Consider the following 21,747-nt stretch of genomic DNA (forward strand, 5'->3'; position numbering starts at 1 on the left):
CTCCCCAGTGACGTGGATCACTGAATCACAGGAGTTTGAGCCCTGGGAAGGGGAGGTGGTGAGGTTTTGAAGACCGAGAGAAACCCTGTGAGGAGCTTGTGAGCAAGGGGGTTTCGAGCCTGTTTCGGGCCGGGGTCTTTCGGGGGGACGGTGGGGGCATTTCTGGGGTCCATCGGTGGCCTGGAGACCGGAGGGCGTTGCCCGGAGGCGGGAGGCCCGGAGACCCGGAGGCCCGGAGACCCGGAGACCCGGAGGCCCGGAGACCGGAGGCCCGGAGACCCGGAGGCCCGGAGACCCGGAGACCCGGAGACCCGGAGACCCGGAGACCGGAGACCCGGAGACCGGAGACCCGGAGACCCGGAGACCCGGAGACCCGGAGACCCGGAGACCCGGAGACCCGGAGACCCGGGAGATGCCTCCCCGGACCACTGCTTAGGCCCGTCTCTGCTTAGGCCCGCCTCTGCTTACGCCTCTGCTGCCTACGGCCGTGTCTGTCTACGCCCGCTTCGATGCCAGCTCGACGACCGTGATGTCCGAGGGCGCTCCCACCCGGACCGGCGGGCCCCACGCACCGGCGCCCCGGCTCACGTACAACTGCGTGTCGCCGTACCGCTCCAAGCCCGCGAGCGTCGGGTTCGCCGCGTCGGCGATGAAGTTGCCCGGCCAGAGCTGGCCGCCGTGGGTGTGACCCGAGAGCTGGAGGTCGACGCCGTGCTTGACCGCCTCGTGGATCATGACGGGCTGGTGGGCGAGGAGGACGACGGCGCGGCCGGGGTCGCGGTCACCGAGAGCCTTGTCGTAGTCGGGCCCGTCGCCGTAGTTCTCGCCGGTCACGTCGTTCACCCCGGCCAGGTCGAACGCGCTCAGCTCCACGCGCGCGTTCTCCAAGGGCCGCAGGCCGATCTCACGGACGTGCTCGACCCACGGCTCGGCGCCCGAGAAGTACTCGTGGTTGCCCGTCACGAAGTAGGTGCCGTGCCGTGCCCGCAGCCCCGCGAGCGGCGCGACGGCCGACGCCAGGTCGTCGACACTGCCGTCGACCAGGTCTCCGACGACCGCGATCAGGTCGGGCTGCGTGGAGTTGATCGTGTCGACCACCCGCTGGGCGAATCCCCGGCCCAGTACCGGGCTCAGGTGGATGTCGCTGACGACCGCGATCCTGAACCCGTGCGCAGAACGCGGCAGCCGGGCCAGCGGAACCGTGACCCGCTTCACCTTCGGCCCCCGCAACACCCCGTACGCACCGTTCGCGACGATCCCGGTGGCCGCGACGACGGCGGCACCACCGACGACACGGGAGACGAAGAGCCGACGAGAGGGGTCGGACGCGGCCGATGGCGTGACGGGCGTCGCGTTGGGGGTGGGCTTGGGGTTGGGGTTGGAAGTGGGCATCGAGGGCCGTTCGTCGGGCTCACGCCCCGGAACCAGTACGGGTTCCTGCACAGGCCCCGACTCCGCGCCGCCCGGTGCGGACCTGCGGTCGAGGTAACGCCGCAGCAGGGGACGCACCACTTCGCCGACGAGGACCGCGAGGACCAGATAGATGGAGAAGGCCATCCACAGGAACCCGGGCCAGGACAGGACCCGCTGCAACCAGAACGGCGCACCGGCCCGCTCACTCGCCACCGCCGCGAACATCAGCAACGGCCCCGCGACGAACACGACCGTGCCCGCGCGCCGCGCAAGACCTGCGCGAGCCGTGGTGTCGCGCACCAAGCGGCGCCACGCGTACCAGTGCAGACCGGCGAACGCCGCGAGCGACGCGAGCCCTGCGATCACTACGACGGCGATCACAAGGCCGCTCCCCCCGTTGTGTTCTTCACGTCACGCCCGACGCAGGGCGCGCAGTCCGCGGAACCCGATGACCCCAACCACCGTCCCCAAGACAAAGGAGACAACGGCGAGCGTCAGGTGCACCCAGAAGTAGGCGGTCGGGTCGCCGGCGTCGTCGAAGGCAAGCCCGCTCCCGTCCTTCCACAGGTTCTTGACGAAAGTGACCCAGATGACCCAGCTCCAGACACCGAAGGCGAGCAGGAACCAGGAGACGGGGCGGCTGAGCTTCATGCCCTCAGTATCGCCAGTCCTCGTTCCGCGCCGCCGCCGGGGTGGGGAGCAGGAGACACAGGACACCTCGGCGGAGACTTACCGGTCCCAGCCATGTACGTTCACGACCGTGCCTGCCTCGAATGAGTCGTATTTCACGACCGTCTCCGCCAAGACCGAGTCCCGTCTTGAGCGTTCCAGTCTGAAGTGTTCCGGTCTGAAGCCTTCCGGTCTGAAGCCTTCCGGTCCTCGGCGTGCCGGGCGATGGTCCGCCGTCGCCGCCACGGTCGCCGCCTCCGCCACTCTCGTCTCGGTCTGCTGCGCCTCGCCCGCACTGGCCGACGACAAGCCGGGGTCCGGCAAAGGCAAGGCGAAGCCGCCGGCCTCGATGTCGACAGTGGGCGGCACGCAACTGGGCAAGCCGGGCACACAGGTGAATCTGGCGAACGGCGCCCCCGTCCTGCCCAAGGATCTGAGCGCTCGCTCCTGGATCGTCACGGACGCCGAGTCGGGCCAGGTCCTCGCCTCGCACAACGCGCACTGGCGGCTGCCCCCCGCCAGCACCCTCAAGATGCTCTTCGCCGACACGGTCCTCCCGAAGTTCCCCAAGACGCAGACGCACAAGGTCGTCCCCTCCGACCTGGCCGGCATCGGCGAGGGCTCCAGCATGGTCGGCGTCAAGGAGGACTACACCTACACCGTCCACGACCTGTGGCTCGGCGTGTTCCTCCGCTCCGGCAACGACGCGGTCCACGTGCTGTCCGCCCTCAACGGCGGTGTCCCGCAGACCGTCAAGGACATGCAGTCCCACGCCGACGATCTTCAGGCCCTCGACACCCATGTGGTCAGCCCCGACGGCTACGACGCCCCCGGCCAGGTCTCCTCGGCCTACGACCTCACTCTCTTCGCCCGCTCCGGCCTGCAGAAGAGGGACTTCCGCGAATACTGCGCGACGGCGACCGCGAAGTTCCCCGAGTCGCAGAAGAAGGGCAAGACCACCAGCTCCTTCCAGATCCAGAACACCAACCGTCTCATCACCGGCGACATGGGCCTCGACCCCTACAAGGGCATCGCCGGGGTCAAGAACGGCAACACCACCAACGCCGGCGCCACCTTCACCGGCGTCGCCGAACGCAACGGCAAGGTCCTCCTCGTCACCGTCATGAACCCCGAGTCCGGCGAGAACCAGGCGGTCTACCAGGAGGCGGCCCGACTCCTCGACTGGGGTTTCCAGTCCGACGGCAAGGTCACCCCGGTGGGACAGCTCGTCCCGCCCAAGAGCGCCGACACCGGCGCCGCCGACGGCTCCTCCGCCAGCCCGAAGGGCGACAAGGGAGCTGCCGCACCCGGCAAGGCGTCGACCGCTCACGCTTCCGTCCAGAGCGGCACCAGCGGCATCGGTATCGCCCTGGCCATCACGGCCGGCGCACTGATCCTCCTGGCCGGAGCCGCCTTCCTCGTCAACCGCCGCTGGCCCCTGCCCGAACTGGTACGCCGCATCCCCCGACGCTGACGCCCCTCCGGGGGGTGCCAACGCCCTCCGGCCCAGCGGTGCCACCCCCGTCCGGCCCAGGGGTGCCACCGCCATCCGTCCCGGAGGTGCCACGCCATCCGGCTCGGTGACCCAGGCGCCGTCCGGCTCGGAGGTGCCACCGCCATCCGGCTCGGGGGCCCAGGCGCCGTCCGGCTCGGAGGTGCCACCGCCATCCGGCTCGGGGCCCAGGCACCGTCCGGCCCGGGGCCCAGACACCGTCCGGCCTGCCGGCACAGACACCGTCCGGCCCGGGGCCCAGACCCCGGCCGGCCCAGACGCCGTCCGGCTCAGGCGGCGCCGTCCGCTCAGGCGGCGCCGGCCCGCGCCGCCCCCGGCGGTTCCACCCCCGGTTCGGCCTCGTCCGGCACTTCTGAGCCGGACCGCCCCCGCGTGGCCGTCCAGGCCGCGCAGAACAGCAGCAGCTTCGCGGTGAAGTTGATCCAGAGCATCAGGGCCACCGGCGTACCGAACGCCCCGTACATGCTCTTCGACGCCACCTCCTTCATATAGCTGCCCAGCAACAGCTTCAGCAGCTCGAACCCCGCCGCCCCGATCAGCGCCGCCGTCACCAGCTCCCACCGATGCGGGTGAACCCCCGGCAACAGCGTCAGCACATAGAGCAGCAGCAGGAAGTCCGCGAGCACGGCGATCGCGAACGCCACCGCTCTGAGCAGCGCGCCGCCCCATCCGGCGTCGGCGATGCCCAGCTGATCCGCCGTCCACCCCACGGCGGTCGAGGCGAGCATCGACGCCGCCAGCGAGGCAAGCCCGGCCCCGCCCAGCCCCACCAGGACCCCGGCATCCGTGACCTTGCGCATGACCGGGTTCTCCTCCGGGTCCTCCAACTCCCAGACGGTGCGCAGGCACTCTCTTATCGAGCCGACCCACCCGATGCCGGTGAAGAGCAGCAACGCCCCCGCCACCAGACCCACCGTGCCCGCGTTCGCGACGAGACCCCCGATGTCCAACTGGTCCGAGATACCGGGCACCTGCTCCGCGATCTTGTCCTGCAGAGACTTCTGCCGCTCCGTGCTGAGCGTGCCGGCCGCGATCGCCGCGGCCACGGTCAGCAGCGGAAACAGCGCCAGGAAGCTGATGAACGTCATCGCCGCCGCGAGCCGCGTCCAGTGCACCTGGTCGAGCCGCTCGTAGGCGCACCACGCGTGCGTACGCATGAGCCGTTCGACGATCGGCCCGATGCCGGGAAGTCTTTTCAGCCAGTCCATGATCCGAGCCTGCCCTCCCTGGCCCTTCTCGCACGTCTTGCCGGACTCACCACCCGGAAGACCAGGCTCCGAGTACCCCAGAACCGCAAGACCGTGGCCATCGCCATGCCCAGGCCCGCCCCGGACACCGTGTCCGCGCGTTGCGACGTGAGCCCGAGCCCGTAATGCGACACGGCGAGACACAACAACTGCACCAGCGCTCCCGCCACATTGACCGCGAAGAACACCCCGTACTGCCGCAGCCGTGGCACCTCTACCGCCGCCCGCCGATAGGTACCTAGCGTGTTCCCCGCGTACGCGACCGTGCAACCGGCCAGGAACGACAGCGACTTGGCGGTGATCGGATCCCACCCCATCGGCCCCCGCAGCCACACGAAGAGCCCCAGGTCGACGACGTACGCGCAGCTCCCCACAACCGCGAACCCCACCAGCTCGCGCCCCAGCCCCTTCATCTGCCACCACCGCCGAACCCACCACGACAGCTCCTCCCCCACGTCTCCACGAGGCACACCCTCCCGAGGCACGCCCTCCCGAGGCACGCCCTCCCGGGACGCGCCTTCCCCACGCACTCCCCCGCCCGACACGCCCCCAGTCGAAACACTCACCAGTTGGCGACCGCGAGCCCGTACATCGCCACCCACACCAGACCGATCACGGCCAGTGCTCTGTCCCGCAGAACGACGTCCTCCGGCTCTCCGGCCGTGCCACGGTCGGCGAAGACCGCATAGCGCAGGACGGCGAGGATGAAGGCCACCATGGACAGCTGTCTCCACGGCAACATGCTGGCTCTCGCCACTCCGCCCTCCTCCATGGCCCACAGGCAGTAGGCGAGAACCGCCACCCCTGCGGCAAGCTGCCAGACGAACCGCAGATAGCCGGTCGTGTACTCCGCCAGCAAGGCCCGCGTCGCCCCCGCCTTCCCGGCCATCTGCACGGCCTCGGAGTACCGCTTGGCCGACACCATGAACAGCGCCCCGAACCCTGTCGTGATCAGGAACCACCGCGACAGCGGAATCCCCAGCGCGAGCCCGCCGATCATGGCCCGCATCAGGAACCCGGTGGTCACCACGACAAGATCGACGACGAGAACGTGCTTGAGGCTGATGCAGTACGCCAGTTGCATCCCGACGTAGGCCGTCAGCAGCACCGCCGTCATCGGGGTGCACAGCGCAGCGGCCACCAGCGGCGCGAGAACCGCGAGCCCGCCCCCGACTGCATAGGCCACCACCACCGGCACGTACCCCGCGGCCACGGGCCTGTTCCGCTTGACCGGGTGCGCCCGGTCCGCCTCGGCATCCCGCGCGTCGTTGATCAGATACACCGCTGAGGCGGCGGCGGTGAACAGCAGGAATACCAGCGCCAGTTGTGCTGCCGCATGCCATGAGAACAACTCACCGGCCGCCGCGGGAGCGGCCACGACCAGCACGTTCTTCACCCATTGCCGAGGCCTCGCCGTCCTCAACAGCCCGGCCGCCAATCCGGGCGTCGTCGCCGCGCGTGGCCCCGGCACGGACTGCTCCCGCGGCCGTTCCAACAACGCCGCGGTCGACACCCGCCGCCCTTCGGCGGAAGCATGCGCCAACGCCGGTCCGTCTCCCGCTCCCCCCGCACCCATGGCGTCCCCCACCCCTTCCCTTCGCTCAGTCCGTTCCGTCATCGCCGGGCACCCCTGGCCACCCAATGCGCCCCGAGCCGCGCGGCGACCGCCCCGAGCGCCGCCCCAGCAGCCACGTCCGACGGGTAGTGCACCCCGACGACCATGCGCGAGACGCACATCGCCGCCGCCAACGGCGGGACGAGCCGCGCCCCCGCCGGCCGCAACGCCCCGTACGCAACCGCGGCAGCTGCCGCCGAAGCCGCGTGCGAACTGGGGAAGGAGTGTCGCCCCGCCGTCCGCACGAGCGGTTCCCCACCGATCTCCGCCCCCGGCCGCGGCCTTCGGACGACCCGCTTGACCCCCATGCTGGCCAGATGAGCCGCGGCGGTCAGCGCCGTACCGCGCAGCCACGCCCCCCGCCGCTCCCGGTCAACCGCCGCCCCCAGCAGCCCCGCGCCGAGCCAGAGCGCTCCGTGTTCCCCGCTCCAGGACAGTGCGCGCGCGACCGCTGCCACGCGCCGGTCCGTTCCGCAGTCGCGCAGTGCCGACAGCAATCGGCGGTCCATATCGTCCATGTGGCTCACTCTGCGGGCCGAAACACGCATAACTCAGACAATTTGGGGTGACACCCTTTCAATCACCCATTTCGGTGAGGGCTTGGTCTGTTTAGGGCGAAGGCCCCATCTATGGGCGATACGGTCGCATTCATGGCTGCCGATCCCGCTCCCCTCACTGCCCGCACACCATCCGCCGCCCCTGCCGTCACACCCACCGGCCAAGCCGCCCCAGCCGCGCCGTCCACCCCTGCGCCCAAGGCTGCACCTGCACCCGTCTCGCCGACCGTCCCCGGACCCAGCACTCCCCCCGCCGAGTCGCCTTTCCCCGACGGTCGCTCCGGCGGCATCCTCGACACCGTCCCCATGACCGGCTGGGGCCGCACCGCACCCACCGCCGCCCGCATCGTGCGCCCCCGCTCCTACGCCGAGGCGGCAGCCATCGTCCGTGCGTGCGGGACGTCTGGCCATCGGGGCAACATCGCCCGCGGCCTGGGCCGGGCTTACGGAGACGCGGCACAGAACGCAGGCGGCAGCGTCCTGGACATGACCGGCCTGGACCGCATTCACGCGATCGACGCCTCCGGCGGGACCGTGCTGTGCGACGCGGGCGTCTCTCTGCACCACCTCATGGAAGTCCTCCTCCCCCTGGGCTGGTTCGTCCCCGTGACCCCCGGCACCCGCTACGTCACGGTGGGCGGCGCTATCGGCGCCGATATCCACGGCAAGAACCACCACGTCTCGGGCTCGTTCTCCCGCCACGTGCTCGCTCTGGAACTGCTCACTGCTGACGGCGAGGTGCGGATCGTCGAGCGCGACAGCGAGCTGTTCGACGCCACGGCCGGCGGCATGGGACTCACCGGAATCATCCTCACGGCCACCATCCAACTCCTCCCTGTCGAAACCTCGTTCATGTCGGTCGACACCGAACGTGCCGTTGACCTCGACGACTTGATGGCCCGCCTCACCGACACCGATCACCTCTACCGCTACTCAGTCGCGTGGATCGACCTCCTGGCCCGCGGAGCGTCGATGGGCCGCTCGGTACTCACCCGCGGTGATCACGCTCCGCTGGACGCCGTTCCCGCACGGGCCCGCAGGGCACCACTGGCATTCCGCCCCACGGAGTTTCCGGCCGCGCCTGGATTCGTACCCGAAGGGCTCCTGGGCCGGAGGACCGTCGGCCTCTTCAACGAGCTCTGGTACCGCAAGGCCCCCGCGTCACGCGTCGGCGAGATCCAGAAGCTGTCCACGTTCTTCCACCCCCTCGACGGCGTACCGCACTGGAATCGCATCTACGGGCGCAGTGGATTCGTCCAGTACCAACTCGTCGTCGGATACGGCCAGGAGGAAGCTCTTCGCCGCATCGTGCAGCGCATCTCGCAGCGCCGATGCCCCTCTTTCCTGGCAGTCCTCAAGCGCTTCGGCAACGGGGATCCCGGCTGGCTGTCCTTTCCCATGCCGGGCTGGACCCTGGCCCTCGACATTCCCGCGAACCTGCCGGGACTCGGCGCGTTCCTCGACGGACTCGACGAGGAGGTAGCCGCAGCGGGCGGACGCATCTACCTCGCCAAAGACGCGCGGCTGAGACCCGAACTCCTCTCCACCATGTATCCCCGCCTCGACGAATTCCGCGCTCTGCGAGCCGAGTTGGACCCGAGCGGCGTGTTCCGCTCGGATCTGTCCCGGCGCCTCGGACTCTGACCGGAACGGGACCTGGTGGCGTGACCGGGGACCTCGTACATCTCGACAATCCCGCTCCCCCACGTCGCACGCATGTCGCATCCCCCTCACTTGGCACGGCCCCTCCGCACCGATTCACTTTTGGTACACCGCTCAGGCCGTCCGGGTTCCCATCCCGCCCCCACCGATTTCGGTCCCGCCACTCTGGAGTTTGGTTCTCATGAAGGACGCCTTCGGCACCCCCCAGTCCCTGCTCGTCCTCGGCGGCACCTCCGAGATCGCCCTCGCCACCGCCCGACGCCTCGTGGCCCGGCGGACCCGAACGGTGTGGCTGGCCGGCCGTCCGTCCCCCGCCCTCGACCGTGCGGCCGCCGAACTCCGCGGCTTGGGCGCCGACGCCCGGACCGTCGCCTTCGACGCGCTCGACTCCGAGGCCCACGAGGGGACGCTGGGCAAGGTGTTCGCCGAGGGCGACATCGACATGGTGCTGCTGGCCTTCGGGATCCTCGGCGACCAGGCCCGCGACGAGGAGGAGCCACTCTCCGCGGTGCGCGTCGCGCAGACCAACTACACCGGCGCGGTATCGGCGGGACTCGTCTGCGCCCGCGCGCTGCAGTCCCAGGGCCACGGCTCGCTGGTGGTGCTCTCGTCAGTGGCGGGTGAGCGCGCCCGGCGGTCCAACTTCATCTACGGGTCGAGCAAGGCCGGCCTGGACGCCTTCGCACAGGGCCTCGGCGACGCGCTGCACGGCACCGGCGTGCATGTGATGGTCGTCCGCCCCGGCTTCGTACGGTCGAAGATGACGGTGGGCATGGCGGAAGCACCGATGGCCACCACGCCGGAGGCGGTGGCACAGGCCATCGAGACGGGCCTCAGGCGCCGATCGGAGACCGTGTGGGTGCCGGGAGCTCTGCGCATGGTGATGTCGGCCCTGCGGCATGTCCCGCGGCCGGTGTTCCGGCGCCTGCCGATGTGAGCCGCGTCAGATGACGACCGGCCGACTCGCTTCGCGTCAGCGAGCCGGCTGTCTGCCCCGCTTCGAGCGGTCGGGGCCCTGCGCGGGAACGGCCGGACCGCCGAAGGGGAACTCGCGCAGCTTGCGCCAGACACCGTCGGCGCCCTGCTCGTACAGCGCGAAGCCGGTGCACGGCCAGGCCGCCTCATACCCGGCGAGCTCCTCGTAGGCCCGGTCCATCGCTTCCTCCGCGATGCCGTGCGCCACCGTGACGTGCGGGTGATACGGAAACTGCAGCTCGCGCGCGACCGGACCCGACGCGTCACGGACCTGCTTCTGCAACCACGTACAGGCCTCGGCGCCCTCGGCGACCTGTACGAACACAACGGGAGACAGCGGACGGAAGGTTCCCGTCCCCGCGAGCCGCATCGCGAAGTTCCGCCCCGAGGCGGCGACCTCCTCGAGATGGGCCTCGATCGAAGGCAGCGACCCGCTCTCCACCTCGGTCGGCGGGAGCAGAGTGACGTGCGTGGGGATGCCGTGCGCCGCAGGGTCACCGAAGCCCGCGCGCCGCTCCTGGAGCTGGCTGCCATGTGGCTCCGGGACCGCGATCGAAACGCCGATCGTTACGGTCCCCACGTCGTACTCCTGTCGTCGTGTGGCGGGCGGGTGGCGGTGCAAGCCGGTTCAGGCAGGGCTGCGGCTCAGTGTTTCGCGGGCAGCAGTCCGACCTTGTCGTACGCCTGAGCGAGGGTTTCGGCTGCGACAGCACGCGCCTTCTCCGCGCCCTTGGCCAGGATCGAGTCGAGCGTCTCCGGGTCGTCCAGGTACTCCTGGGTGCGGGTCCGGAACGGTGTCACGAAGTCCACCATGACCTCTGCCAGGTCCGTCTTGAGCGCACCGTACATCTTGCCTTCGTAGTTCTGCTCCAGTTCCGGGATACCTGTGCCGGTGAGGGTGGAGTAGATGGCGAGCAGGTTGCTGACGCCCGGCTTGTTCTCCGGATCGAACCGGATCACGGTGTCGGTGTCGGTGACCGCGCTCTTGACCTTCTTGGCCGTGACCTTCGGCTCGTCGAGAAGGTTGACGAGCCCCTTCGGCGTCGACGCCGACTTGCTCATCTTGATCGACGGGTCCTGGAGGTCGTAGATCTTCGCCGTCTCCTTGAGGATGTAAGGCGCCGGGACCGTGAAGGTCTCGCCGAAGCGGCCGTTGAAGCGCTCGGCGAGGTCGCGCGTCAGCTCGATGTGCTGGCGCTGGTCCTCGCCTACGGGCACCTGGTCGGCCTGGTAGAGCAGGATGTCCGCGACCTGGAGGATCGGGTACGTGAAGAGTCCGACGGTCGCGCGGTCGGCGCCCTGCTTGGCGGACTTGTCCTTGAACTGCGTCATGCGGGAGGCCTCGCCGAAGCCCGTCAGACAGTTCATGACCCAGCCGAGCTGCGCGTGCTCGGGGACGTGACTCTGCACGAACAGCGTGCAGCGGTCCGGGTCGAGGCCGGCCGCGAGGAGCTGCGCTGCGGCGAGCCGAGTGTTGGCCCGGAGCTCCTTCGGGTCCTGCGGCACGGTGATCGCGTGCAGGTCCACAACCATGTAGAACGCGTCGTGAGACTCCTGCAGCGCCACCCACTGGCGGACCGCGCCGAGGTAGTTGCCGAGGTGGAACGAGCCTGCGGTGGGCTGGATTCCGGAGAGCACGCGGGGACGATCAGAGGCCATGCTCCTCATTCTCTCAGGTGTCTCTCATTGGTTGGAAACAGGTGGGCGACGGGTGCACGACAAGTGCCGAACCGTGTGCGGAGCGCTGCCGCCCACCCGCCCCGTGTATCGCCTGCACCTGGCTTCGGGATCTCCCTTCGGACCCGCCTGCGGAGCGAGTGCGGAAAACCTGTGCGACGGGTGGGAACCGATACGCGGGGTGCGGTGTATCAACGATGTGAGGACACAGGGGGAGGTCCTGGAGGGGGGCCGCGTCGTCGACGACGAGCGTGCGGTGATCACTCGTGTGCGCGCCGGAGATGTGGAGGCGTACGCGGTGCTGGTGCGCGCCTTCACCGGGCTGGCGTTGCGGGCAGCCCGGGCCCTCGGGGCGGGCGCGGACGCGGAGGACGTGGTACAGCAGGCCTTTTTCAAGGCGTACTGCGCCCTGGGGAAGTTTCGGGACGACTCGTCGTTCAAGCCGTGGCTGCTCGCGATCGTCGCCAATGAGACGAGGAACACAGTGCGCTCGGCGGTGCGACAGCGTTCGGTCGTGGGGCGGGAAGCGACGTTGGCAGAGGCCGAGCCGCTGATACCGGAGACCACGGATCCGGCGGTCGCGGCCGTCCACGACGAGCGGCGTACGGCGTTGCTCGCCGCGCTCGAGGAGCTGAGCGAGGAGCATCGGCTGGTCGTCACGTATCGGTATCTGCTGGAGATGGACGAGGCGGAGACAGCCGAGGCGCTCGGCTGGCCGCGCGGCACGGTGAAGTCGAGGCTCAATCGTGCGCTGCGGAAGTTGAAGCGGATTCTTCCGGCTGAGCTGGACCCGCGGGAGGGAGGTGATGAGCATGAGTGAACCGCGTCGCGAGGACGACGGGAGCCGCGGCCCCGGCGAGGAGCGTGGGCCCCGCGCGGGTCGTCCTGGGCTGCCGGATGAGCTGCGGGCGCTGGGCAGGTCCCTGGACGGTCTGGGCCCCGGTGCCGAGTCGATGGCCGAGCGGGTGCTGGCGCAGATACTCGCCGAGTCGATCCCGGCACCGGTGGCCGAGCCGGCGCCGCGCCCTGTCCGGGTGCGGCGGGCTCGCCTTTGGATACGGAAGCGGTGGCGGATGCTCACGGCGGGGATGTGCGGAGTGCTGACCGTGCTGGCGCTCACACCTCCGGTGCGAGCGGCGGTCGCGGACTGGTTCGGCTTCGGCGGGGTGGAGGTCCGGTACGACCCCTCGGCGCTGCCGTCGCCCGGTGCTCATGTCCCGGGGTGCGGTACGTCGCTCTCGCTGGGTGAGGCCCGACGAGAAGCCGGATTCCAACCCCTGGTGCCGGGCGAACTGGGGATTCCGGACGCCGTGACGGTGACGCGGGAACCGAAGTCGCGTTTCTTGATCACGCTGTGCTGGCGCGAGGACGGGCACACGATCCGACTCGACGAATACCCGGCGCGGCTCGACATCGGGTACACGAAATCGGTGCGCATGCAGCCGCGCTGGGTCGACCTCGGCCGTGACGCAGGGCTGTGGTTCGCCCAGCCGCATCTGCTCAGTTTCTGGATGCTCGACGGCAACGGCGACCGATGGACCCGGTCGGAGCGCACCGCGGGCCCGACGCTCCTGTGGACTCGCCGGCAGGAGATGACGCTCCGCCTGGAGGGAGTCGACTCCCGGGAGCGGGCGATGGAGATCGCACGGTCGGTACGAAAGCCGGACGCCGTCCGCTGATGTCTGCGGGCAGATCTGGCGCACTCACACACCCAGGAACTCGCGCGCCGAAGTTGGGAACCCGGTCGGGTCGAGCGGTGTACCAGAAGTGAATCGGCACGGGCGGGCCGTGCCGGGACCAGCTGGGGGAACGGATGCGAACGGTACGAAAGGTGACGGCGCTGGCGGTGGCGCTGACGGCGGCACTCGCCGCGATGCTGTTGTGCGCGTCAGGGGCATCGGCGGGCGGGCCGACGAGCGTGCTGGTGGTGTCGCCCGAGAGCGGCCAGAGCTCGTCGCTCTACTTCAGCGACAAGAAGTACGGGCCGCTGGAGAGTCTCCTGGGCGAGCCGGACCAAGGACGACGGGAGGAGCCGCCCGGCTTGGGCATAGGCGTGGGACGTCAGCTCAATGTCACGTGGCTGCTGCACGACGTGCTGCCGTGGCGGGTGGACCGGGTCTATCCGGACTCGCCGGGCACGAAGGACGTCTGGATACACACAGCGACGCACGTGCCGGACTCGTACAACGGGTACTGGCACAAGGCGCGGAAGCCGGCGGAGCTGCGCGCGCTGCTGAAAGACCTGGGAGTCATGGGTGAGCGGTCCCAAAAGGGCGGGAGCCCGATCTTCCCGGTCCCCTGGCAGACGCCCGACCGGTCCAAGGAAGCGCTCGGTGGGGCTCCGGCACCGGGGAGTCGTGGCGTCGGGCAGTCCGCAGCCGAGCGAGCCTCCGCGGCCAGGTCGGACGACGGGGTGGACTGGCGGTGGGCGATACCGGGGCTGGCGGCGGGTGGCGCGCTGGCGCTGGGGCTGCGGCCACTGGCCGGCGGGCTGTCGAGGCGTCACCGGTCGGGCGGGGCCCCGCCCGACCCGGAACCACGGCAGCAGCTGATCGACAACTGAGAGTCGCCCTTCAGCTCTCCCGGCTGCGCGTACGCACTGACCGGCCCGTCGGTGCGGCTGGTGACGGGCCGGTCAGAAGATCACGGAGCTAGGGGGCAAGCGATCAGGTGAGGTCGACTTCCGGGTAGAGCGGGAAGCCGCTCAGCAGGTCGGCCGCTCGGGCGGAGACCTCGTCGGCGATCTTCTCGTCCAGGATGTGCTGCGCCTTGGAGGGCGCGCCCTTGCTGGTGGTGCCCGGTTCGGCGGCGGTGAGGACGCGGTCGATGAGGCCCGCGACCTCGTCCATCTCCGCGGTGCCCAGGCCACGGGTGGTCAGGGCGGGCGTGCCGATGCGGATGCCGGACGTGTACCAGGCTCCGTTGGGGTCGGAAGGGATGGAGTTGCGGTTGGTGACGATGCCGGAGTCGAGGAGAGCGTTCTCGGCCTGGCGGCCGGTGAGCTCGTAGGAGGTGGCGACATCGATCAGGTTGAGGTGGTTGTCCGTGCCGCCCGTGACGAGGGTGGCGCCGCGACGGGTCAGGCCTTCGGCGAGGGCACGCGCGTTGTCGACGATGGACTGGGCGTACTCACGGAACTCGGGGCGGCGGGCCTCGGCCAGGGCGACGGCCTTGGCGGCCATGACGTGGGGCAGCGGACCGCCGAGGACCATCGGGCAGCCGCGGTCGACCTGGTCGGCGAGCGAGTCGTCACAGAGCACCATGCCGCCGCGCGGGCCGCGCAGCGACTTGTGCGTCGTCGTGGTGACGATCTGGGCGTGCGGCACCGGGTCGAAGTCGCCGGTGAGGACCTTGCCGGCGACGAGGCCCGCGAAGTGTGCCATGTCGACCATGAGGGTCGCCCCGACCTCGTCGGCGATCTCACGCATGATGCGGAAGTTCACCAGGCGGGGGTACGCGGAGTAACCGGCGACGATGATCAGCGGCTTGAAGTCGCGGGCGGTGGCGCGCAGGGCTTCGTAGTCGACGAGGCCGGTCTGCGGGTCGGTGCCGTAGCTGCGCTGGTCGAACATCTTGCCCGAGATGTTCGGGCGGAAGCCGTGGGTGAGGTGACCGCCTGCGTCCAGGGACATGCCGAGCATGCGCTGGTTGCCGAAGGCCTGACGGAGTTCGGCCCAGGCGGCGTCGGAGAGGTCGTTCACATTGCGGACGCCGGCCAGCTCCAGGGCGGGCGCCTCTACACGCTGGGCGAGGACGGCCCAGAAGGCGACGAGGTTGGCGTCGATGCCGGAGTGCGGCTGGACATAGGCGTGGCGGGCGCCGAAGAGCTCGCGGGCGTGTTCGGCGGCGAGCGCCTCGACGGTGTCGACGTTGCGGCAGCCGGCGTAGAAGCGGCGGCCGACGGTGCCCTCGGCGTACTTGTCGCTGAACCAGTTGCCCATCGCGAGAAGGGTGGCGGGGGAGGCGTAGTTCTCGCTGGCGATCAGCTTGAGCATCTCGCGCTGGTCGGAGATCTCCTGGCCGATGGCATCGGCCACGCGGGGCTCGACAGCGCGGATCACGTCGAGGGCGCTGCGGAACGCTACGGATTCGGTGGAGAGGGTGGGCTCTGGCATGACGGACCTCCGGACGGATGGGACCTCCCCTGCTCGAGCGAGGTCGAGAGCGGGAGGTTCACGGGTCGGCCCAGGCGCACGGCACAGTTCACAGGCCGCTCCCCGATGGTCAGTCCCATCCCAGCGCGCCAGTCACGGCCCTGCGGGCCACACTACCGGGCGCGCCGCAGGGCGGGGTTTCCCGGTCCACGATGCGAGCGACGGTAGGAAGGGGCCACAAGCCCACGTCTTCGCGTCATCAAAGCTGTAAGAACGGAGATCCCGTGACTGCTGTGACTCCTCCGAATGCCGCAACGGAAGCCTTCATCACCGCGTCCGAAGCGCACAGTGCGCACAACTACCATCCGCTGCCCGTGGTGGTCGCTACGGCGGAGGGGGCGTGGATGACCGATATCGAGGGGCGCCGGTACCTCGACATGCTCGCCGGCTACTCGGCTCTCAACTTCGGCCATGGGAACCGCAGACTCATCGAGGCTGCCAAGGCGCAGCTCGAGCGAGTGACGCTGACGTCCCGCGCCTTCTACCACGACCGGTTCGCCGAGTTCTGCACCCAGCTCGCGGAGCTGTGCGGCATGGACATGGTGCTGCCGATGAACACAGGGGCGGAGGCCGTGGAGACCGCCGTGAAGACGGCGAGGAAGTGGGGGTATCAGGTCAAGGGGGTGCTCGACGGCAGGGCGAAGATCATCGTGGCGGGCAACAACTTCCACGGTCGCACCACGACGATCGTCAGCTTCTCCACGGACCAGGAGGCGCGCGCGGACTTCGGTCCCTACACGCCGGGGTTCGAGATCGTGCCGTACGGCGATCTGACGGCGCTGCGCAGCGCTGTCACCGAGAACACCGTCGCGGTGCTGCTCGAACCGATCCAGGGCGAGGCCGGTGTCCTCGTACCACCGGCGGGATATCTACCGGCGGTCAGGGAGTTGACCCGCGAGCGGAACGTCCTGTTCATCGCGGACGAGATCCAGTCGGGGCTCGGGCGGACGGGGCGGACGTTCGCCTGTGAGCACGAGGGCGTGGTGCCCGACATGTACGTCCTGGGCAAGGCGCTCGGCGGCGGGGTCGTGCCGGTGTCGGCGGTGGTGTCGAGCAACGAGGTGCTTGGGGTGTTCAAGCCGGGTGAGCACGGGTCGACGTTCGGCGGGAACCCGCTGGCCTGTGCAGTGGCGCTCGAAGTCATCGCGATGCTGCGCACCGGGGAGTTCCAGCAGCGGGCGGCCGAGCTGGGCGAGCATCTGCACGCGGAGCTCAGGCTGCTGACGGGCACGGGCAAGGTGACGCAGGTACGGGGACGCGGGCTGTGGGCGGGAGTCGACATCGATCCGTCGTGCGGGACGGGAAGGGAGATCTCGGAGAAGTTGATGGACAAGGGCGTCCTGGTCAAGGACACCCACGGCAGCACGATCCGGATCGCTCCCCCTCTGGTGATCAGCAAGGAGGACCTGGACTGGGGGCTCGACCAGCTCCGAGCGGTCCTGGCCGTCTGACGGCGGTGCGCCTCCGGCACAGGCCACCTACTCGTGGTCCGGGGCCCTCGCGGAGGCACCCGCCGAAGGGAAAGCGGGACGCCTCCGGCACGGGCCAGCCACTCGCGGCCCGGGCCCTCGCGGAGGCACCCCGGAGGGGAATCCGATCGTGGGCCGGTCGGCGCGAGAGCACCCTCTACAGTCGCTTCGTGCTTCTTGGAATGGTTTGCGCGCTCGGGTCGGCGGTCTGTTTCGGTACGGCTTCCGTGTTGCAGGCGGTGGCCACTCGGGCCGCGGAACCGGGGTCGGGGTCCGGCGTCGACGCGGCGCTGTTGCTGCGGGCACTGCGGCAGTGGCGTTATGTGGCCGGGCTGGGGCTCGACTTGCTCGGGTTCGTGTTGCAGGTCGTGGCGCTGCGGTCCATTCCGATCTACGCCGTCGGGGCTGCGCTCGCCGCAAGTCTGGCGGTGACGGCGGTGGTCGCAGCGCGGCTGCTGGGCGTGCGGTTGAGCGGCATCGAGTGGGGCGCCGTCGGGGTGGTGGTGGCAGGGCTCGCGATGTTGGGCCTGGCGTCGGGGACGGAGGGAGACAAGGCCGGTTCGGACGCTCTGCGGTACGCGATGTTGGGAACGGCGGTCGGGGTGCTGTTGATCGGTGCGGTGGCCGGGCGGCTGCCGGGGAGGGGCCGGGCGCTCGCGCTGGGGCTCGGCTCGGGGTTCGGGTTCGGGGTGGTGGAGGTGTCGGTGCGGCTCATCGACGACGTGTCACCCGGCGCGTTGCTGACCAATCCTGCGACGTACGCACTGCTGCTCGGTGGGGGTGCGGCGTTTCTGCTGCTGACCTCGGCGCTGCAGAAGGGGTCGGTGACCACGGCCACCGCGGGAATGGTCGTGGGCGAGACGGTGGGGCCGGCGCTGGTCGGGGTGATCTGGCTGGGGGATCGCACGCGCGAGGGGCTGGGCTGGCTGGCGGTTCTCGGGTTCGTGGTGGCCGTGGCGGGGGCGTTGGCGCTGGCACGCTTCGGGGAAGCGCCAGTGCAGGACGCGCCCATACCGACCCGCGTCTGACCCAGCCCGCGCCCACACCCGCCCGCAGCTCACCCCAGCCCGCGCGCCCACACCGGCCCGCAGCTCACCCCAGCCCGCGCCCACACCCGCCCGCAGCTCACCCCAGCCCGCGCCCACACCAGCCCGCAGCTCACCCCAGCCCGCGCCCACACCAGCCCGCAGCTCACCCCAGCCCAGATCTCACCCAGCCCACACCCACACCAGCCCGCACCTCACCTGCCCGCCGCCCCACCACCCCGCGTCTGACCCGGCCCGCCCCTGACCCAGCCCGCGTCTGACGCAGCCGCCGCCCGGTCCCTACGGAAGTGCTCGGCACAAGGCCTCAAGTGCGCTTGCCCAGGCGTGGTCCGGTGGGGTTCCGTAGCCGACCACCAGGGCGTCCACGGGGGGTTCGGCCGGGGCCGCTTCGTGGCGGAAGCTGGAGAGGCCGGAGACTCCGAGGCGCTGCCAGGCGGCGGCACGGACCACGGACTGTTCGGTGCCGGGTGGGAGTTGGAGGACCGCGTGCAGGCCGGCGGCGATTCCGGTGGGGTGGACGTCGGGGGCGCGTTCGGCGAGGGCGTCGACGAGCTGATCGCGGCGACGGCGGTAGCGCAGGCGGGCGCCTCGGACATGGCGGTCGTAGGCGCCCGAGTCGATGAACTCCGCGAGGGTCAGCTGGTCGAGGACACCGCACGACCAGTCGGCGACGCCCTTTGCCTCGATCACTTCCCCGATGACGGACGGCGGCAGGACCAGCCAGCCGAGGCGCAGTCCGGGTGCGAGGGATTTGCTGGCCGTGCCGAAGTACACGACGCGGTCGGGGTCGAGGCCCTGGAGGGCGCCGACGGGCTGGCGGTCGTAGCGGAACTCGCCGTCGTAGTCGTCCTCCAGGATCAGTCCGCCGGTGCGGCGGGCCCAGTCGACGACGGCGGTGCGGCGGTCGGGGTGCAGGGCCCCGCCCATCGGGAACTGATGGGCGGGGGTCAGGAGGGCGGCGCCCACGTCCGGTTCGCCGGTCGCCAACTCGTCGGTGCAGGTGCCGAGTTGATCGAAGGGAAGGGGATGGGTATGCAGACCTGACCGCGTCAGGATGTTCCAGTGGATGTCGAGGCCGTACGTCTCCACGGCCACGTCGCGCATGCCCCTGCCGCGCAATACCTCGCCGAGCAGCATCAGGCCGTGGACGAAGCCGGAGCAGATCACGATGCGGTCCGGGTCGGCGTGGACGCCGCGAGCGCGGGCGAGGTAGCCGGCGAGGGAGGTGCGCAGCTCGATGCGGCCGCGGGCATCGCCGTAGCCGAGGGCGTCGTTCGGGGCGGCGTTGAGGGCGCGGCGCGAAGCCTTGAGCCATTCGGCGCGCGGGAACGAGGAGAGGTCGGGGGTGCCGGGGTGCAGGTCGTAGCGGAGTCCGGCAGGAGCGCGATGGCCGCGGGCCGGGACCGGCCGGGGCGCCTCGACCGGTCGCTCCGCGACTCGCGTCCCCGAGCCCTGGCGCGCGGTGAGCCAGCCCTCGGCGACGAGGTCGGCGTAGGCGTCGGCGACCGTGTTGCGGGCGATGCCCAGATCGGCGGCGAGCGTGCGGGAGGAAGGGAGACGGACACCCGGGGCGAGACGTCCGCCGCGTACGGCGTCACGGAGCGCGTCGGTCAGGCCTTTGCGCAGGCCGGAGCCGGTCGGCTCGACATGCAGATCGATACCGAGCGCTTGACCGGAGGGCGAAGTGGCCCAGGATTCCACCATGGAAATGGACCATACCCGTGGGCTACTCCGTTCGTAGGGTCGATGTCATGACGACGAACGAGAACACCACCGACAGCGCCCGCCAGAACGCCACCACCGAGGCCGGCAGCAACGCCAAGGAGTACGTCCACGAGCACACGCCCCGGCTGGCCTGGGCCAAGCACGCTCCGGAGGTCTACAAGGCCATGATCCGGCTCGACGCGGAGGCCCGTAAGGGCGTCGATCCGGTGACGCTGGAGCTGATCAAGATCCGCGCTTCGCAGATCAACCACTGCGCGTTCTGCCTCGACATGCACTCCAAGGACGCGCTCGCCGCGGGCGAGAGCGTCGAGCGGATCATCCAGCTGGCCGCGTGGGAGGAGTCGCAGCACTTCTACACGGCCAAGGAGATCGCGGCGATCAAGCTGACCGAGGCCATCACGGTGCTCACCGACGGGTTCGTGCCCGACGAGACGTACGAGAAGGCGGCGAAGGTGTACGACGAGAAGGAGCTGACGCAGGTGATCGCCGCGATCACGGTGATCAACGCGTGGAACCGGTTCGGTGTGTCGACGCGGATGGTGCCCGGGCACTACACCGCGGGCGACTTCAAGTGACAGCTCGTACAACGCACCTGCCGGGCCGCGCTGGCGCTGACCGAGGCCGTCACCGTCCTCACCGACGGCTTCGTGCCGGACGAGACGTACGAGGCGGTGGCCAAGCACTTCGGTGAGGACTAGCTCGCCCACCTCCTCGGCGTGATCACCGCCATCAACAGCTGGAACCGGCTCATGGTGAGCCGCCGGATCGCGCCGGGCGGACCGCAGTGGTGACGTGACGCCCACGCCCACGCCGATGTCCACGCCCGCCCGCCCACGCCGCACGCTCACCACCACCCCCACCCCACCCGCAGCCGCACCGCCACGTCCACATCCACCCCCACCCATCGAAGCCTCCGCACAGACGTGCCGGGTGCCCCCGTCAGGAAAGGCACCCGGCACGCGTGAGGGGAGGAGCTGCGGGTCACGCCTTCCCGCCCGCCCCATACGGCTACCCCGCCGGACGGCTACGCCGCCAAGTGGCTACTTCGGCAGCCAGGACCGCCAGGTCGACTCATGCTCGTCGATCCACTTCTTCGCCGCCTCGTCCGGAGACAGCTTCTGATCGGCGATGAGCAGAGAGACCTCGTTCTGGTCCTCGGTCGTCCACTTGAAGTTCTTCAGGAAGGCCGCCGCCTTGCCGCCGCTCTTCGAGAAGTCCGCGTTCAGGTACTTCTGCAGCGGCGTCTTCGGATAGGCGCAGGCCACCTTCTTCGGGTCGGCATCGCAGCCCTCCTTGTACGCGGGCAGCTTCACCTCCGTCATCGGCACCTTCTTGAACAGCCACTGAGGCTGGTACCAGTACGTCAGGAACGGCTTCTTGGCCTTGGCGAACTGCTTGATCTGGGTGATCTGCGCCGCCTCGGAACCGGAGAACACGACCTGGTACTTCAGCTTCAGGTTGTTGACCAGCGCCTTGTCGTTGGTGACGTACGACGGGGAGCCGTCGAGGAGCTGGCCCTTGCCGCCGCTCTCCGCGGTGCGCAGCTGGGACGCGTACTTGTTGAGGTTCTTCCAGTTCGTGACGTCCGGGTGCTGCTTGGCGAAGTACGTGGGGACGAACCAGCCGATGTGTCCGGTGACGCCGAGGTCGCCGCCGTTCACGATCGTCTTCTTGTCCTTGACGTACCGCTGCTCCTGGTCGGGGTGGCCCCAGTCCTCCATGATCGCGTCGACGCGGCCCTGGCTGAGCGCGTCCCACGCGGGGACCTCGTCGACCTGGACGGTGTCGACGCGGTAGCCGAGCTCGTGCTTGAGCAGGTACTCGGCCACGGCGATGTTGGCCTGCGCGCCGACCCAGGACTGGACGGACAGGGTCACCGTCTTCGCGCCCTGGGCGTTGGCGTACGGGGAGGACTGCTTGGTCATGTCCGCGGCACCGCAGCCGGTCGCCACCAGCAGCGTGCCCGCCGCCGCGAGCCCCATGGTCATCCGGCGCACCCGCACCGGGCGCAACGTGGTCATCCTG

20 protein-coding genes and 1 riboswitch are annotated in these 21,747 nt (G+C 70.0%); of the genes, 9 read left to right on the plus strand and 11 right to left on the minus strand.

Annotation, left to right across the window (positions count from 1 at the left end):
• Positions 1-495: 495 nt before the first annotated feature.
• Entirely contained in the window at positions 496-1,794 is a 1,299-nt protein-coding gene (locus tag ACIPWY_RS28280) for a metallophosphoesterase (RefSeq protein ID WP_401535589.1), read from the minus strand.
• 30 nt (positions 1,795-1,824) lie between these two features.
• Positions 1,825-2,064, minus strand: a complete 240-nt coding sequence (locus tag ACIPWY_RS28285; protein ID WP_234374403.1) for an SCO4848 family membrane protein — start codon at positions 2,062-2,064, stop codon at positions 1,825-1,827.
• Here ACIPWY_RS28285 and ACIPWY_RS28290 point away from each other — a divergent pair.
• Complete coding sequence (locus ACIPWY_RS28290; protein ID WP_401535591.1) at positions 2,003-3,556, plus strand: D-alanyl-D-alanine carboxypeptidase; 1,554 nt, start codon at positions 2,003-2,005, stop codon at positions 3,554-3,556. The genes ACIPWY_RS28285 and ACIPWY_RS28290 overlap by 62 nt on opposite strands.
• Before the next feature lie 326 nt (positions 3,557-3,882).
• Here the strand turns inward: ACIPWY_RS28290 and ACIPWY_RS28295 are convergent, their stop codons facing one another.
• From ACIPWY_RS28295 to ACIPWY_RS28310, 4 genes are all read right to left on the minus strand, one after another.
• Positions 3,883-4,803, minus strand: coding sequence for a YihY/virulence factor BrkB family protein (locus ACIPWY_RS28295; RefSeq protein ID WP_362904336.1), 921 nt, complete (start codon positions 4,801-4,803; stop codon positions 3,883-3,885).
• A complete protein-coding gene (locus tag ACIPWY_RS28300; protein WP_393703577.1) occupies positions 4,791-5,255 on the minus strand; it encodes a GtrA family protein in 465 nt (154 codons plus the stop codon). The genes ACIPWY_RS28295 and ACIPWY_RS28300 overlap by 13 nt, the downstream gene beginning before the upstream one ends.
• A gap of 149 nt (positions 5,256-5,404) precedes the next feature.
• Positions 5,405-6,355, minus strand: a complete 951-nt coding sequence (locus ACIPWY_RS28305; RefSeq protein WP_401535593.1) for a decaprenyl-phosphate phosphoribosyltransferase — start codon at positions 6,353-6,355, stop codon at positions 5,405-5,407.
• Between the two features lie 101 nt (positions 6,356-6,456).
• On the minus strand, positions 6,457-6,975 hold the full coding sequence (locus ACIPWY_RS28310; protein ID WP_401535595.1) for a phosphatase PAP2 family protein: 519 nt from the start codon (positions 6,973-6,975) through the stop codon (positions 6,457-6,459).
• Positions 6,976-7,320: 345 nt separating this feature from the next.
• Between ACIPWY_RS28310 and ACIPWY_RS28315 the strand changes: the two genes are divergently transcribed.
• Together ACIPWY_RS28315 and ACIPWY_RS28320 are read left to right on the plus strand one after the other, a co-directional pair.
• The gene (locus tag ACIPWY_RS28315) at positions 7,321-8,658 is read left to right on the plus strand and encodes an FAD-binding protein (RefSeq protein WP_393703573.1); all 1,338 of its coding nucleotides are present in this window, start codon (positions 7,321-7,323) and stop codon (positions 8,656-8,658) included.
• A 199-nt stretch (positions 8,659-8,857) separates the two neighbouring features.
• Positions 8,858-9,613: a decaprenylphospho-beta-D-erythro-pentofuranosid-2-ulose 2-reductase gene (locus tag ACIPWY_RS28320; RefSeq protein WP_393703482.1), complete on the plus strand. Its 756-nt coding sequence runs from the start codon at positions 8,858-8,860 to the stop codon at positions 9,611-9,613.
• A gap of 36 nt (positions 9,614-9,649) precedes the next feature.
• Here ACIPWY_RS28320 and ACIPWY_RS28325 read toward each other — a convergent pair whose 3' ends face one another.
• Together ACIPWY_RS28325 and trpS are read right to left on the minus strand one after the other, a co-directional pair.
• On the minus strand, positions 9,650-10,231 hold the full coding sequence (locus ACIPWY_RS28325) for a 2'-5' RNA ligase family protein (protein ID WP_393703480.1): 582 nt from the start codon (positions 10,229-10,231) through the stop codon (positions 9,650-9,652).
• A 65-nt stretch (positions 10,232-10,296) separates the two neighbouring features.
• On the minus strand, positions 10,297-11,310 hold the full coding sequence (trpS, locus tag ACIPWY_RS28330; protein ID WP_326774440.1) for a tryptophan--tRNA ligase: 1,014 nt from the start codon (positions 11,308-11,310) through the stop codon (positions 10,297-10,299).
• Positions 11,311-11,584: 274 nt separating this feature from the next.
• Between trpS and ACIPWY_RS28335 the strand changes: the two genes are divergently transcribed.
• The 3 genes from ACIPWY_RS28335 to ACIPWY_RS28345 all read left to right on the plus strand — a co-directional run bounded on the left by ACIPWY_RS28335 (position 11,585) and on the right by ACIPWY_RS28345 (position 13,891).
• Positions 11,585-12,148 (plus strand): RNA polymerase sigma factor, encoded by a 564-nt coding sequence (locus ACIPWY_RS28335; RefSeq protein ID WP_401535701.1) that lies wholly within the window; start codon positions 11,585-11,587, stop codon positions 12,146-12,148.
• A complete protein-coding gene (locus tag ACIPWY_RS28340) occupies positions 12,141-13,007 on the plus strand; it encodes a hypothetical protein (protein WP_393703478.1) in 867 nt (288 codons plus the stop codon). The genes ACIPWY_RS28335 and ACIPWY_RS28340 overlap by 8 nt, the downstream gene beginning before the upstream one ends.
• A gap of 134 nt (positions 13,008-13,141) precedes the next feature.
• Complete coding sequence (locus ACIPWY_RS28345) at positions 13,142-13,891, plus strand: hypothetical protein (protein WP_393703476.1); 750 nt, start codon at positions 13,142-13,144, stop codon at positions 13,889-13,891.
• Positions 13,892-13,994: 103 nt separating this feature from the next.
• Here the strand turns inward: ACIPWY_RS28345 and ACIPWY_RS28350 are convergent, their stop codons facing one another.
• On the minus strand, positions 13,995-15,443 hold the full coding sequence (locus tag ACIPWY_RS28350; RefSeq protein ID WP_362904319.1) for a glycine hydroxymethyltransferase: 1,449 nt from the start codon (positions 15,441-15,443) through the stop codon (positions 13,995-13,997).
• Between the two features lie 61 nt (positions 15,444-15,504).
• A riboswitch (ZMP/ZTP riboswitch) is annotated at positions 15,505-15,589 on the minus strand.
• Positions 15,590-15,634: 45 nt separating this feature from the next.
• On the opposite strand from ACIPWY_RS28350, the gene rocD reads away from it, so the two are divergent.
• Together rocD and ACIPWY_RS28360 are read left to right on the plus strand one after the other, a co-directional pair.
• The gene (rocD, locus tag ACIPWY_RS28355; RefSeq protein ID WP_393703473.1) at positions 15,635-16,933 is read left to right on the plus strand and encodes an ornithine--oxo-acid transaminase; all 1,299 of its coding nucleotides are present in this window, start codon (positions 15,635-15,637) and stop codon (positions 16,931-16,933) included.
• Positions 16,934-17,133: 200 nt separating this feature from the next.
• On the plus strand, positions 17,134-17,979 hold the full coding sequence (locus ACIPWY_RS28360; protein ID WP_393703569.1) for a hypothetical protein: 846 nt from the start codon (positions 17,134-17,136) through the stop codon (positions 17,977-17,979).
• Positions 17,980-18,276: 297 nt separating this feature from the next.
• Here the strand turns inward: ACIPWY_RS28360 and ACIPWY_RS28365 are convergent, their stop codons facing one another.
• Positions 18,277-19,701 carry a PLP-dependent aminotransferase family protein gene (locus tag ACIPWY_RS28365; RefSeq protein ID WP_393703471.1) on the minus strand — a complete coding sequence of 475 codons (1,425 nt, stop codon included), beginning with the start codon at positions 19,699-19,701 and terminating at the stop codon, positions 18,277-18,279.
• Between the two features lie 47 nt (positions 19,702-19,748).
• Between ACIPWY_RS28365 and ACIPWY_RS28370 the strand changes: the two genes are divergently transcribed.
• The gene (locus ACIPWY_RS28370; protein WP_393703469.1) at positions 19,749-20,297 is read left to right on the plus strand and encodes a carboxymuconolactone decarboxylase family protein; all 549 of its coding nucleotides are present in this window, start codon (positions 19,749-19,751) and stop codon (positions 20,295-20,297) included.
• Between the two features lie 465 nt (positions 20,298-20,762).
• On the opposite strand, the gene ACIPWY_RS28375 is transcribed toward ACIPWY_RS28370, so the two are convergent.
• Positions 20,763-21,704: an ABC transporter substrate-binding protein gene (locus tag ACIPWY_RS28375; RefSeq protein ID WP_362904460.1), complete on the minus strand. Its 942-nt coding sequence runs from the start codon at positions 21,702-21,704 to the stop codon at positions 20,763-20,765.
• Positions 21,705-21,747 lie beyond the last annotated feature (43 nt).

The organism is Streptomyces sp. NPDC090032 (assembly GCF_044748025.1).
Taxonomy (GTDB): domain Bacteria; phylum Actinomycetota; class Actinomycetes; order Streptomycetales; family Streptomycetaceae; genus Streptomyces.

Bases quoted from the DNA above. Each gene is read 5' to 3' on its own strand.
- ACIPWY_RS28290 (WP_401535591.1), top strand. From the start codon at position 2,003: ATGACCCAGCTCCAGACACCGAAGGCGAGCAGGAACCAGGAGACGGGG.
- ACIPWY_RS28285 (WP_234374403.1), bottom strand. From the start codon at position 2,064: ATGAAGCTCAGCCGCCCCGTCTCCTGGTTCCTGCTCGCCTTCGGTGTC.
- ACIPWY_RS28295 (WP_362904336.1), bottom strand. From the start codon at position 4,803: ATGGACTGGCTGAAAAGACTTCCCGGCATCGGGCCGATCGTCGAACGG.
- ACIPWY_RS28300 (WP_393703577.1), bottom strand. From the start codon at position 5,255: ATGAAGGGGCTGGGGCGCGAGCTGGTGGGGTTCGCGGTTGTGGGGAGC.
- ACIPWY_RS28310 (WP_401535595.1), bottom strand. From the start codon at position 6,975: ATGGACGATATGGACCGCCGATTGCTGTCGGCACTGCGCGACTGCGGA.
- ACIPWY_RS28315 (WP_393703573.1), top strand. From the start codon at position 7,321: ATGACCGGCTGGGGCCGCACCGCACCCACCGCCGCCCGCATCGTGCGC.
- ACIPWY_RS28320 (WP_393703482.1), top strand. From the start codon at position 8,858: ATGAAGGACGCCTTCGGCACCCCCCAGTCCCTGCTCGTCCTCGGCGGC.
- trpS (WP_326774440.1), bottom strand. From the start codon at position 11,310: ATGGCCTCTGATCGTCCCCGCGTGCTCTCCGGAATCCAGCCCACCGCA.
- ACIPWY_RS28340 (WP_393703478.1), top strand. From the start codon at position 12,141: ATGAGTGAACCGCGTCGCGAGGACGACGGGAGCCGCGGCCCCGGCGAG.
- ACIPWY_RS28345 (WP_393703476.1), top strand. From the start codon at position 13,142: ATGCGAACGGTACGAAAGGTGACGGCGCTGGCGGTGGCGCTGACGGCG.
- ACIPWY_RS28350 (WP_362904319.1), bottom strand. From the start codon at position 15,443: ATGCCAGAGCCCACCCTCTCCACCGAATCCGTAGCGTTCCGCAGCGCC.
- rocD (WP_393703473.1), top strand. From the start codon at position 15,635: ATGCGAGCGACGGTAGGAAGGGGCCACAAGCCCACGTCTTCGCGTCAT.
- ACIPWY_RS28360 (WP_393703569.1), top strand. From the start codon at position 17,134: ATGGTTTGCGCGCTCGGGTCGGCGGTCTGTTTCGGTACGGCTTCCGTG.
- ACIPWY_RS28365 (WP_393703471.1), bottom strand. From the start codon at position 19,701: ATGGTGGAATCCTGGGCCACTTCGCCCTCCGGTCAAGCGCTCGGTATC.
- ACIPWY_RS28370 (WP_393703469.1), top strand. From the start codon at position 19,749: ATGACGACGAACGAGAACACCACCGACAGCGCCCGCCAGAACGCCACC.
- ACIPWY_RS28375 (WP_362904460.1), bottom strand. From the start codon at position 21,704: ATGGGGCTCGCGGCGGCGGGCACGCTGCTGGTGGCGACCGGCTGCGGT.